Origin of the sequence: Pelagibius marinus, assembly GCF_014925385.1 — a bacterium.
GTDB lineage: Bacteria > Pseudomonadota > Alphaproteobacteria > Kiloniellales > Kiloniellaceae > Pelagibius > Pelagibius marinus.
On sequence record NZ_JACSDK010000008.1, the window covers coordinates 158,455 to 170,208 of the forward strand.

Genomic DNA, 11,754 nt, shown 5'->3' on the forward strand with positions numbered 1-11,754 from the left:
GTTCTCGAAGCGGACGGGGACCGCCGCATGGCGGCCCCGTCGCAGCAGCCGGCTCAGGCGGCCAGCGGCTTCATCAGCTTTTCGACGTTCGCGTTCAAACGAGCCTGGATCGGCTCGATGGTCTCGTTCGCCAGGTTCATCGACAGCTCGGTCAGCTTGGCGCTCTCGGTCACGAGAGAATCGAAGCCGCTGCGCGAGAAGTCGGTCTGTAGGTCGATCAGCTCGCGGACCGTCCTGACCTCGAACAGCGCCTTGGCGTTGGCCATGCCGGTGTCGACGCTGAGCTGGGCGAAGCTCATCAGCTCCTTGCTCATGGCCTCGAAACCCTTGGCGAAGACGGTGCTGGACTGGACATAGGCGTCGATGTTGTCCTTGCCCAGGCTGGCGACCTCGTCATAGCCCTCGAACACGCTGCTGGAGGCCTTTTCCACCTGCTCCTGGACCAGGGCGACAGCCTGCTCGTAGCTCTTGCTGGCGGCCTGGGTACCGGCCTTCACCACAGCTTCCATGGTTTCCTTGCTGGCGGAAACGGCGGCCTCGACGGGCTCGAAAGTTTCCTGGAACGGCAGCGCCGGCGCCGCGGCGGCCTTGGTCGTCTTTGCCTTGGCAGCCGGGGTCTTGGCCGGCGCCTTGGCGGTCTTGGTCGTGGTCTTCTTGGTGGCCATCGGAGAAGTCTCCTGGTCTCGTCTGTCTAGTGAATGGGGGTCGGCAAAAACTCAGCTTCCGCATACCGGGGCGGCGCCGCATCCGCCGGCCGCCGGCGTCCCGCGGGCGGAAGCTCATCGCGCTACCTGCTCAAGCTACCTGCGCCATGCTGCACTGCAACATACCACTAAATGTATGAACCCTGGCGCCGAAGTCAAGGGATTTTTGTGCGCTGCAACATATTCGCAACTCGGCGGCAATGCCCCGTTTCTGAGGCTTTGGCGCGGCCGGGCCTCTCCCCCTTGCGGCAGCCGCAAAGCCCTCTTGCTGGCCTTCTGGGGCTCTGCCAGTATCGCTGCGGAGCTCGCCTCCAACCTGTCAGATTCGCGATGGAAACCGCATGACCTATTGCCTGGGTATCAAGATCAACGAAGGACTTGTCTGTCTGGCCGACGGACGCATCACCAGCGGCAATCAGGTTACCAACGCGCAGAAACTGACCATGCACGGCAGCGGCGACGCCCAGTTCGCGGTCATGACGTCGGGCCTGCGCTCCCTGCGCGACAAGACCCTGGCCTACCTCGAGCGCGACATGCGCAAGAACCATCCCACCGGCTTCAACGCCCTGCTCGACGCGGTGACCGCCTACTGCCGCTGCCTGCGCCAGGTGGCCAAGGAAGACCGCGAGCAGCTGGAGGACTCGGACCTCGCCTTCAACCTGCACACCCTGATGGCCGGGGCGTTGCCCGACGACGCCGAACCGAGCATTTTCATGGTCTATCCGGAGGGCAACTGGATCGAGGTCGATCACCGCACGCCCTACCTGTCGATCGGCGCCACCGCCTACGGCAAGCCGATCCTGGACCGGGCGCTGACCTACGACACGGCCATGACCACGGCCTTGAAGCTGGCCTACCTGTCGTTCGACTCCTCGCGCTTCTCCTCCGCCGATGTCGGCTTTCCCATCGACCTGGCCACCTTCAGCCGGACCGAGAAGCGCTGGCGCAAGGCGCACTACGACTACGACGACCTGCGCGAGCAGCGCATCTGGTGGAACGAGCACATCAAGAAGCTGGCCATCGACATGCCAGACGGCCCCTGGGCCAATGAACTGCGGCCGGGCGCCAACACTGCCCACCTGACCGTCGTCTCAGAAGACAAGAGCTGACGGCCCCGAAGCCGCAGGGGGCGCCTACGAGCCCTGCTGGCCGACCAGGCCGTTCTCGCCGACCTTCACGTTGAAAAAGCTGCCGGTCTCGTCCGAAGCGTGGCGGACCCGCGGCACATTGGCCTTGGCCGCGGCGGTGGAAGGCACGGCGACCGGCTGGCGCACCGCCACACCGGTCTCGTCGAGGGAAAAGAGCAACTCGTCGAAGCTCACCGCCTCGTAGCGCGGCGAGGGGAAACGCCAGGCATTGAAGAAAAACTGCCCGTCGCGGCACAGGCTGGAGATCCAGTAGGTCTCCTTGGAGAACAGCTGCAGCCCGCTGGGCGCCGGCCCGAAGGCGCTGCTGGCCTCCAGCGCCGCATCGAGCCGCTCGACCATGTCCAGGCTCAAGGGCGTCACGCTCTTGGTCCAGCGCGCCCAGCCCAGGGGATCGGAGAGGCGCAGCTGGCTGAAACGCAGGCCGCTGGGTCCCTGCACGCGGGTGATCAGCGACGCGCCCTGGGGGCCCTGGTCGATCACCTCGTAGCTGCGGATCTGCTCATTGTAGTCGGCGTTGTAGACCAGCCGGTAACGCCGCCCGCTGCCCTCGACGCAGTTCGCGCGGATGTCGTCGCCGTTCAGGTAGCTGAACCATGTCGCCTTGAGGGTCGCCGGATTGTCGATGTCGCCCTGATAGGCGCAGGCGGTCAGAAGTGCGCTGAATGACAGGACCACGACACCGGCGGCCGGACGAAAAGCACTGGAAATCACGTTTCTTGCTCTCTTTCGATCACTGAGGGGCGCTCCTGTCACGGCGCGGCGAACTTCCGTATCCCACGCCACCGGCGCCCGCAAATTCGGGGACGTGGCGGCGATTATGGTTAGCGGCAGGCTAACGAGCCGGGAGATGCCCCGGTAATGCCCTGAATTGAAGATATTTTAACTACATTGTAATCGCTGCCCCATTAGACTGGACAGAGAATCACGCAATGCCTTAGAATCGATGAGGTTTTCGGGGGATTGCCAAGATTATTTTAGTGAAATCCGGGTAACGTTTCACACTGCGCCGCCGACCGACCAATCGACTGCAAAGCGAGTTCCGATGTTCCGAAAGATCGCGCTGCTGTTCCTCACCCTCTTGACCGTGGCGGGATGGACAACACTGGCGCCCTCTGAGGCGGCGGCGCGTTACGCGTCGATCGTCGTGGATGCCGACACCGGGCAGGTGCTGCACGCGGTGAACGCGGACACGCGCAACTACCCGGCCTCGCTCACCAAGATGATGACCCTCTACATGGTCTTCCAGGCGCTGGAGAACGGCACCCTGAAGCTGGACCAGCGGCTGAAGGTGTCCAAGCGCGCCAGCGGCATGCCGCCTTCCAAGCTGGGGCTGAAGCGCGGCCAGACCATCACCGTCGAGGACGCCATCCTGGCGCTGACCACCAAGTCGGCCAACGACGTCGCCGTGGTGGTGGCCGAGGCGCTGGCCGGCAAGGAAACCACCTTCGCCAAGAAGATGACGGAGACGGCCCGGAAGATCGGCATGAGCCGCACCACCTTCCGCAACGCCTCCGGCCTGCCCAACCGCGGGCAGAAGAGCACCGCGCGCGACATGGTGCGCCTGGCCAAGGCGCTGATGGAAAACTACCCGCAGTACTACCACTACTTCTCGACGCGCAGCTTCACCTACAACGGCCGCACCTACCGCAACCACAACAAGCTGCTGAAGAACTACAAGGGCACCGACGGCATCAAGACCGGCTATACCCGCGCTTCCGGCTTCAACCTGGTCAGCTCGGTCGAGCGCAACGGGCGCCGGGTCATCGCCGTGGTCTTCGGCGGCAAGACCTCGCGCTCGCGCGACCGCCACATGGTCAAGCTGCTCGACCGCGGCTTCACCAAGATGGCTTCCATGGGCGTGAAGACGATCCCCGAGGTGCCGGGGCGCAACCCCTTCCAGAACCCGGCGCCGCCGGTCGTGGTCGCCGCGGCTAAGAAGCAGGACGAGAAGCCGGAGCTGACCCGCAAGCAGCCGGTCAAGCCGGTCGCCGCCAGTTCCCAGATCGCCACCACCGACGCCACCGACATGCCGGCCGAGGCAGGCGAGATGCTGACCAACGACTGGACGGTTCAGGTCGGCGCCTTCAGCCGCTTCCGCTCGGCCCACAGCAGCGCCAAGGCGGCCATGGCCGCCGCGCCGAAGGTGCTGCGCGGCGCCAAGGTCGCGATCGAGCGCATCGATTCGGCCTCCACCGGCACGCTCTACCGCTCACAGCTCACCGGGCTGTATGAACAGCAGGCCCGCAACGCCTGCCAGGAGCTGATGGCCGCGGAGATGAACTGCGTGGTCATTCAGCCGATGGCCCAGGGCTCCAACTAGGCCCCCGAAGCCGCCCTTTTCCCGTAAGTCCCTCCTAAAACGCCGGCCTCAGAACGCCGGCGGCTCCAGGCCGCTGGCCCGCAGCTCTTCGGCCAGGCCGTCGGTCAGCGCCTTGAGGCGGGCGGCGTCGGGCGCCTCGCAGCGCAGCGTCAGCGCGTCCTCGGTGTTGGAGGCGCGCAGCAGCCACCAGCCGCCGCCCTCGCGCACCCGCACGCCGTCGATGTCGACAACCTCTGCCCCCCGGGCGGCGACCCGCGCCTTGACCTCCGCCACCACCGCCTGCTTGCGGGCGTCCGGGCAGGGCACGCGCAGTTCCGGCGTGTTGACGAGCCGCGGCAAGGAATCACGGAAATCCGCCAGGGTCGCCTCCCCCGACTGCAGGATCGACAGCACCCGCACGGCGGCATAGAGCCCGTCGTCATAGCCGTAGAAGCCATCGGCAAAGACGAAGTGGGCAGCCATCTCGCCGGCGAAGGGCGCGCCGAGCTCCTTCATTTTGGCCTTGATGACTGAATGGCCGGTCTTCCACATCAACGGCTGGCCGCCCGCCGCGGCGATGGCCTCGAAGACCGCGTCACTGCACTTCACGTCGCCGACGATGGTGGCGCCGGGGTGGCGCTTCAGCACGTCGCGGGCCAGGAACAGCAGGATCTGGTCGCCCCAGACGATGCGGGCACGGGAGTCGATCAGGCCCAGGCGGTCGCCGTCGCCGTCGAAGGCGATGCCCAGGTCGCAGCCCTCGCGCAGCACCAGTTCCTGAAGCTGCTTCAGGTTCTCCGCCACCGTCGGGTCGGGATGGTGGTTGGGGAAGTCTCCGTCGATGGTCTCGTTCAGCAGGAAGTGCTCGCCCGGCAGGCGCGCCGTCACGGCGGCCATGGCCTCGCCCATGGCGCCGTTGCCCGCGTCCCAGGCCACCTTCAGCCGCCTGTCGCCGGCGACGTCCTCAAGGATGCGCGCCACATAGGCGTCGAAGACCGAGATCTCGCGGACCTCCCCGGCGCCGCTCTCGTAGTCGCCGGCCGCCGCCAGGCGCCCCAGTTCCTGGATGTCCGGGCCGAAGACCGAGGCCTTGTGCAGCACGAACTTGAAGCCGTTGAAGTCAGGCGGATTGTGGGAGCCCGTGATCATCACGCCCCCATCCAATGGAAAACCTTCGAATTCCAGGGCATAGGCGGCGAAGTAGAGCATGGGCGTCGGGCCGCGCCCGATCGCCAGGACCGCCAGCCCGCAGGCCGCCAGCCCGGCGGCCAGCGCCGCGGCCAGATCCGGCGAGGAGTGCCGCCCGTCATAACCGACCGCCAGCCTTTGCGCGCCGCGCCGCCGGGCGAGACTGCCGAAAGCGCGGCCCAGGGCATAGGCGTCGGCCGCGGTGATGGTCTCGCCGACGATGCCGCGCACGTCGTATTCGCGCAGCACCGTCGCATCGAAGCGGTGCGGCGCGGCGGGATCGACCGTCCGCGGATCGAACGGCGCGGTCTTCATCGCTAGGCGCCCGGGCGCTTGAGCGGCCGGCCGACGGAACTGTAGCGGAAACCGGCGGCCGTCATGTCGGCCGGGCTGTAGACGTTGCGCAGGTCCACCATCACGGGCGCCTTCATGGCTTCCTTGACGCGCTCCATGTCCAGGGCGCGGAACTCGTTCCACTCGGTCAGGATGGCGACCACGTCGGCGCCGGTCATGGCCTCGTAGGCGGAGCCGCACCACTGGACGCCGGCCAGCATCGGCTTGGCCTGTTCCATGCCTTCGGGATCGAAAGCCTGAACCTTGGCGCCCGCCGCGATCAGGGCCGGAACGATCTCCAGGCTCGGCGCGTCGCGCATGTCGTCGGTGTTGGGCTTGAAGGTCACGCCCAGGATAGCCACGGTCTTGCCCGCCACCGAGCCGTCGCAGGCCTCGACGATGCGGCTGGCCATGGCCTTCTTGCGCTTGTCGTTGATGTCGGCGACGGTTTCGACGATGCGCACCGGCGCGCCGGCCTTCTGCGCCGTGTGAACCAGCGCCAGGGTATCCTTGGGAAAGCAGGACCCGCCGTAGCCCGGGCCGGGGTGCAGGAACTTGCGGCCGATGCGCCCGTCCAGGCCGATGCCGCGGGCCACGTCATGCACGTCGGCGCCGACCTTCTCGCAGAGATCGGCGATCTCGTTGATGAAGGTGATCTTGGTGGCCAGGAAGGCGTTGCCCGCGTACTTGGTCAGTTCCGCCGTCTCCAAGGTGGTGAAGAGGATAGGCGTCTCGATGAGGTAGAGCACCCGGTAGAGTTCACGCATGACCTCCTGCGCGCGCTCGGTCTCGGCGCCGATGATCACCCGGTCTGGGCGCATGAAGTCGTTGATCGCCGCGCCCTCGCGCAGGAACTCCGGGTTGGAGACCACGTCGAAGTCGGCCTGCGGGTTGGACTCGCGGATGATGCGCTCGACCTCGCGGCCGGTGCCCACCGGGACCGTCGACTTGTTGACCACGACGGTATAGCCCTTCAGCGCCGCGGCCACCTCGCGCACCGCGTCGTAGACGTAAGAGAGGTCGGCCTCGCCGCCGGTGCGCCCGGTCGGCGTGCCCACGGCGATGAAGACCGCCTCGGCCTCGCCCACGGCCTTGGCAAGTTCGGTGGTGAAGCTCAGGCGGCCGGCTTTCCTGTTGTTGGCCACCAGCACGTCGAGCCCTGGCTCGAAGATGGGGATCTCGCCCTTTTCCAGGCGCGCGATCTTGTCGGCGTCCTTGTCGATGCAGACGACCTCGGTACCGAATTCCGAGAAGCAGGCACCCGAGACAAGCCCGACGTAGCCGGTGCCGACCATTGCAATGCGCATAAAGCGTTCTCCAGCAGAACCTCAGCGGTGCCCTTGCGGACCGCCGCCATCTATCTATCAGATCACGGCGCCGTAGCGCCGGATAATGTCGCGGGCCGCCTCGCCCAGGTCCTCGCGCTCCAGGGCGTAGGCAAGGTTGGCTTCCAGGAAGCCGGCCTTGCTGCCGCAGTCGAAGCGCCTGCCCTCGAAGCGCAGGCCGTGGAACGGCACGCTGCCGATGGTGCGCGCCATGGCGTCGGTCAGCTGAATCTCGCCGCCGGCGCCCTTGTCCTGGCGGTCCAGTTCGTCGAAGACCTCGGGCTGCAGGATATAGCGCCCGATGATGGAGAGCGTCGAGGGCGCCTCCGCCGGGTCCGGCTTCTCGACCAGGCCCTTGGCCTTGGCCAGGCGGCCGTCCTCTTCGACCACGTCCAGGATTCCGTAGCGGTTGGTCTGCTCGCGCGGCACATCCTCCACGGCGACCAGGTTGCCGCCGACTTTCTCGTAGGCCTCGACAAGCTGCGCCAGGCAACCTTGCGGGTGCAGGACGAGGTCGTCGGGAAGAATCACGGCGAAGGGCTCGCGCCCCACAAGGTTGCGCGCGCACCACACGGCGTGCCCCAGGCCCAGGGCCTCCGGCTGGCGGGTATAGCTGATCTTGCCGGCGGCGGGCGTCATGGCGGTGGCCAGCTCCATCTCCGCCGTTTTGCCCCGGGCCTCCAGGGTCTTCATCAGCTCGAAGTGATAGTCGAAGTGGTCCTCGAGGGCCGCCTTGCCGCGGCTGGTGACAAAGATGATCTCCTCGATGCCCGCCTGGCGCGCTTCCTCGACGCCGTACTGGATCAACGGCTTGTCGACAACGGGAAGCATCTCCTTGGGAATGGACTTGGTGGCCGGCAGAAAGCGCGTGCCAAGGCCGCCGACGGGCAGGACCGCCTTGCGAATGGAGCCTGTCATCAAACTCAGTACCTCATGGTAACGGAATCAGGGGCGTCGGAATGGCAGGGGCCCGGGTGTATTGCCACAGCGGACCCCCGGGGGACAAGTGACACAAAAGGCCCCGCCTTGCGGCAAAACCGCGGCGGAAAGTTTGCATTTCAACGACGCAGGAGGAGATCCTTGGCCTGATTCAGCTTCGCCGCCAGATAGTTGGAGCCCCCGTGATCGGGATGCAGCTTCTGCATCAGGCGGCGGTGCGCCTCGCGGATCGCCTCGGGATCCGCGCCCTCCTCCAGGTCCAGGATCTCCAGGGCTTCCGCCCGCGTCATCGTGCCGGCGCCCGCCGGTCCGCGACCGCCCGTCTCCTGGCCGCCGCCCTGCGCCCGCCCCTCGCCTGCGTCATGGCGTCCCCCCGCCGCCGCGGCGTCGCGCCAGTCCGGTTGTGTACGGTCGAGGTAGGCCTCCAGCACCGAGGCCGACTGCTCATCGGCGATCTGGTACTCCTGCAGCAGGTCCAGGAGTTCCGGCAGGGAAAGCTGCGACAGCAGCTGGCCGCTGTAGCGTCCGTCCAGCACCTCGCCGTCCATGTCGCCGCTGTCGTGGTCCAGGCGCATGCGCAGAAAGCGGGTACGCACCTCCGACGACTGGCCGGCGCTGGGCCCCTGCGCCGCCTTGAAGCGGTCGAAGAAGCGGCGCAGCCAGAAGGCGATCGGCACCAGCAGCAGGATGAGCCCGAAGCGACCGCTGAGCAGAAGCAGCAGCGCCGCCCCCACGATCACGCCCAGCCCGCCCCATTTCAGGACGCCGGCGACCTTGCGCGGTTCGGCTTCGACGAACCAGCGGCCGAGAAACAGGAGGGCCAGGAGTAGAGCGATGCCGAGAACGAAATACTGCATCGTCGCTTATTTGACCTGGTGGGTGAGTTGCGGTACCAGGCCACCGGTTTTCTTGCTGTAGTCGGCCAGCGCCGGACGCCCGCCGGCGGCGAAGACGGCGACGGCGGAGAGCAGCTCACGCAGCTGCCGGGCGCTGGCGGAATCGAAGTTGCAGAAGGCCCCGCCGCTGAGCCGCGCCACCTGCTGGAAGGCGTTGCGGGAGACCGGGTCGTCGCCCTCGTGGAACATGAAGCAGGGCACACCGAGCAGGCCGAGCTCGCCGGCGAGGTGACCCAGGTGGTCGATGTTCTCCTCCATGGCGTCGCCGACGAAGACCAGCGCCGAGACCTTCTTCTCCCGGGTCTCCTTGATCGCGCGCTTCAGCACCTTGCCGATCTGCGTGCGCCCGGCCAGGCAGAAGACGCCGGTCATGAAACGCAGCAGCTCCCTGGAGTTGGCCACCCAGCGGCTGGCCCGGCACTCGCCGAAGCCGCGGTAGTAGATGAGTTGGACCTCCAGGCCGCCCAGGGCCTCGGTCTCCTTGAACATCTCGGCCTGCAGGTGGGAGGCCCGGTCCCAGGTCGGCTCCCGGCTGGCGGTGGCGTCCATGGCGAAGATCAGCCGCCCGCGCGCGCCGCCCGCCGCACCTGGGGCGGGCGCGGCCGCCACCTTGCGCAGGAAGGCCTCGACCTCCGAGGACGAGGTGTCTTGGGGGAGCTTCGGGTCCTTGGCCATCCGCCCTTTGAGCGCTGTTGTTGATCCTGCCGTCTAACGTAGTGTTTCGCTTCGGCAAATCCAACGCAAGGGGGCGTGGCCACGCGCCGGAAAGTCCCGGAAGCCGGCGGTTCAGGCCGGTTTCACCCAAACGGCGGTGTCGTGGAACACCGCGCCCCCCGCCGGCGGTCCGGGATCGGCGCTGATCAGCAGGTTGATGCCCCGGCCCTCCTCGAAGGCGCTGTTGGGCCAGATGCTCTCCACCACCACCACGTCGGGCTGCAGGCCGTCGAAGAGCTCGGCATGGATCACCAGCGAGCCCCGCTGGTTTCCCAGGCGCACCCTGTCGCCCTCGGTGATGCCCAGGCGCGCCGCGGCTTCGGGATGGAGCAGCAGCGTCGGGCGCTGCTCGCGCTTCAGCGAGCCCGGCGTCTCGGTGAAGGTGGTGTTGAGGAAAGTGCGCGCCGGGGCCGCCACCAGGCGGAAGGGCCGCTCGTCGTCCTGCTGGTCATAGCCGGGATTGTGGCCCGGCAGTTCCGGCATGGCCGCGAAGTCCCTGCCGTAGGACGCCCAGCCGGGCCTGAAGTGGAAACGCTTGTCGGCATGGCCGAAGCCGTCCAGGAAGTGCATCTCCTCGAAGGAGCGGGCGCAGTCGTGCCAATGCGCCTGGTGGACGGTCTCGGCATCCGGCAGGCCAGAGGCTGTCAGGGTCTCGTCGATGATTTCCCAGGTGCTCTTCGTGAAGCCGGGATGTTCGGCGCCCAGGCGTTCGGCCAGGGCGCAGATGACCTCGTGGTTGCTGCGCGTGCCCGGCAGCGGGTCGATCACCGCCTTGGTCACCTGCAAGTAGGTGTGGCCGCTGGCGACATAGATGTCGTCGTGCTCCAGGAAGGTGGTGGCCGGCAGTACGATGTCGGCCATGGCCGCGGTCTCGGTCATGAACTGCTCGTGCACGCAGGTGAAGAGATCCGGCCGGGCGAAGCCTTCGGCAACCTTGGCGCTTTCCGGGCAGACCACCATGGGGTTGGTGTTCTGGATGAACAGCGCCGTCACCGGCGGCCCCTCGCCCAGATCGCGCTTGTCGCCGGTCAGGATCGGCCCCATGCGCGACTGGTCGAGCAGGCGTGTCGACTTGTCACAGACGTCGAGGCCCTGGATCAGCGTTTCGTCCAGGCCGTAGATGTCCGACTGGCCCTGCATGGCGCCACCGCCGGGGTGCCGCCAGGCGCCGGTCACCGTCGGCAGGCAGGCCACGGCGTGCACCGAGGAAGCACCGTTGCGCGCGCGGGAAAAGCCGTAGCCGACGCGGATGTAGCTGCGCTGGGTGCTGCCGTAGAGCCGCGCGAAGGCAAGGATATCCTCTTCCTCGAGGCCGGTGATTTCCGCGGCCCAGGCCGGCGTGCAGTCCGCGAAGTGCGCTTCCAGCTCGCTATCCCAGTCGCTGTATTTCTCCATGTAGGCGCGGTCGGCGTAACCCTCGGCCAGCAACACGCAGATCACCGCGGCGGCCAGCGCCCCGTCGGTGCCGGGCTTCAGGGCCAGGTGCAGATCGGCCTGGGCCGCGGTGCCGGTGCGGTAGGGATCGACCACCACGAGCCTGGCGCCGCGGGCTTTGCGCGCCTTGGCGACGTGGGTCATCACGTTGACCTGGGTCGAGACCGGGTTGCCGCCCCAGACGACCACAAGGTCCGACTCCGCGATCTCCCGCGCGTCGGGGCCCATACGGACGCCGCAGGCGGCCTTCCAGCCGGTCGCCACCAGCTTGGTGCAGATGGTGGAGTACTGGCGCGAGTAGCGCTTGGCGTGGCGCAGGCGCTCGATGCCGTCGCGCTGCACCAGCCCCATGGTTCCGGCGTAGAAGTAGGGCCAGACGGTCTCGCTGCCGTGGCGCTGCTCGGCCTGAAGCAGCGCCTCGGCCACCGCGTCCAGGGCCTGGTCCCAGGAGATCTCCTCGAAGGCCTCACGGCCCAGGCCGCGCTCCCCGACCCGGCGCAGCGGCGCGGTCAGGCGGCCCGGGTGGTGCACGCGCTCCGCATAGCGCGCAACCTTGGCGCAGACCACCCCGTCGGTGTAGTCGTTGCCGCGCGCGCCGCGCACCTTGCCGATCCGGGTTTCGGAAAGCTTTTCCACTTCCAGCGCGCAGACACTGGGACAGTCGTGCGGACAGGTGGAATGGACGAAAACCGGCTGGGCGGCATGATCGAGAGGCATCGGGAAGAGGGTCCGTCAAGCAGGGAGCGGCTGCCCGATCCTACCGCCGCGCCCCGG

10 protein-coding genes are annotated in these 11,754 nt (G+C 67.4%); 2 read left to right on the forward strand and 8 right to left on the reverse strand.

What is annotated here, in order from left to right; all coding sequences use genetic code 11:
- Positions 1-53: 53 nt before the first annotated feature.
- Entirely contained in the window at positions 54-665 is a 612-nt protein-coding gene (locus H7X47_RS09305) for a phasin family protein (protein WP_193368385.1), read from the reverse strand.
- A 380-nt stretch (positions 666-1,045) separates the two neighbouring features.
- Between H7X47_RS09305 and H7X47_RS09310 the strand changes: the two genes are divergently transcribed.
- Positions 1,046-1,813 carry a proteasome-type protease gene (locus H7X47_RS09310; RefSeq protein ID WP_193368386.1) on the forward strand — a complete coding sequence of 256 codons (768 nt, stop codon included), beginning with the start codon at positions 1,046-1,048 and terminating at the stop codon, positions 1,811-1,813.
- Between the two features lie 24 nt (positions 1,814-1,837).
- Here H7X47_RS09310 and H7X47_RS09315 read toward each other — a convergent pair whose 3' ends face one another.
- Positions 1,838-2,563 carry a hypothetical protein gene (locus H7X47_RS09315; RefSeq protein WP_193368387.1) on the reverse strand — a complete coding sequence of 242 codons (726 nt, stop codon included), beginning with the start codon at positions 2,561-2,563 and terminating at the stop codon, positions 1,838-1,840.
- Positions 2,564-2,894: 331 nt separating this feature from the next.
- Here H7X47_RS09315 and H7X47_RS09320 point away from each other — a divergent pair, with 331 nt between their 5' ends.
- Positions 2,895-4,172: a D-alanyl-D-alanine carboxypeptidase family protein gene (locus H7X47_RS09320; RefSeq protein WP_193368388.1), complete on the forward strand. Its 1,278-nt coding sequence runs from the start codon at positions 2,895-2,897 to the stop codon at positions 4,170-4,172.
- 48 nt (positions 4,173-4,220) lie between these two features.
- Here the strand turns inward: H7X47_RS09320 and pgmG are convergent, their stop codons facing one another.
- The 6 genes from pgmG to H7X47_RS09350 all read right to left on the reverse strand — a co-directional run bounded on the left by pgmG (position 4,221) and on the right by H7X47_RS09350 (position 11,697).
- Entirely contained in the window at positions 4,221-5,654 is a 1,434-nt protein-coding gene (gene pgmG / locus H7X47_RS09325; RefSeq protein WP_193368389.1) for a phosphoglucomutase/phosphomannomutase PgmG, read from the reverse strand.
- Between the two features lie 2 nt (positions 5,655-5,656).
- A complete protein-coding gene (locus H7X47_RS09330) occupies positions 5,657-6,979 on the reverse strand; it encodes a UDP-glucose dehydrogenase family protein (RefSeq protein ID WP_193368390.1) in 1,323 nt (440 codons plus the stop codon).
- A gap of 57 nt (positions 6,980-7,036) precedes the next feature.
- Complete coding sequence (galU, locus tag H7X47_RS09335; protein ID WP_193368391.1) at positions 7,037-7,915, reverse strand: UTP--glucose-1-phosphate uridylyltransferase GalU; 879 nt, start codon at positions 7,913-7,915, stop codon at positions 7,037-7,039.
- Between the two features lie 140 nt (positions 7,916-8,055).
- Positions 8,056-8,793, reverse strand: a complete 738-nt coding sequence (locus tag H7X47_RS09340) for a J domain-containing protein (protein ID WP_193368392.1) — start codon at positions 8,791-8,793, stop codon at positions 8,056-8,058.
- Between the two features lie 6 nt (positions 8,794-8,799).
- Entirely contained in the window at positions 8,800-9,507 is a 708-nt protein-coding gene (locus tag H7X47_RS09345) for a VWA domain-containing protein (RefSeq protein WP_193368393.1), read from the reverse strand.
- Positions 9,508-9,618: 111 nt separating this feature from the next.
- A complete protein-coding gene (locus H7X47_RS09350) occupies positions 9,619-11,697 on the reverse strand; it encodes a molybdopterin-containing oxidoreductase family protein (protein ID WP_193368394.1) in 2,079 nt (692 codons plus the stop codon).
- Positions 11,698-11,754 lie beyond the last annotated feature (57 nt).

Excerpts from the sequence above, each read along its gene's own strand:
- H7X47_RS09305 (WP_193368385.1), bottom strand. The coding sequence starts at position 665 with ATGGCCACCAAGAAGACCACGACCAAGACCGCCAAGGCGCCGGCCAAG.
- H7X47_RS09310 (WP_193368386.1), top strand. The coding sequence starts at position 1,046 with ATGACCTATTGCCTGGGTATCAAGATCAACGAAGGACTTGTCTGTCTG.
- H7X47_RS09320 (WP_193368388.1), top strand. The coding sequence starts at position 2,895 with ATGTTCCGAAAGATCGCGCTGCTGTTCCTCACCCTCTTGACCGTGGCG.
- pgmG (WP_193368389.1), bottom strand. The coding sequence starts at position 5,654 with ATGAAGACCGCGCCGTTCGATCCGCGGACGGTCGATCCCGCCGCGCCG.
- H7X47_RS09330 (WP_193368390.1), bottom strand. The coding sequence starts at position 6,979 with ATGCGCATTGCAATGGTCGGCACCGGCTACGTCGGGCTTGTCTCGGGT.
- galU (WP_193368391.1), bottom strand. The coding sequence starts at position 7,915 with ATGACAGGCTCCATTCGCAAGGCGGTCCTGCCCGTCGGCGGCCTTGGC.
- H7X47_RS09340 (WP_193368392.1), bottom strand. The coding sequence starts at position 8,793 with ATGCAGTATTTCGTTCTCGGCATCGCTCTACTCCTGGCCCTCCTGTTT.
- H7X47_RS09345 (WP_193368393.1), bottom strand. The coding sequence starts at position 9,507 with ATGGCCAAGGACCCGAAGCTCCCCCAAGACACCTCGTCCTCGGAGGTC.
- H7X47_RS09350 (WP_193368394.1), bottom strand. The coding sequence starts at position 11,697 with ATGCCTCTCGATCATGCCGCCCAGCCGGTTTTCGTCCATTCCACCTGT.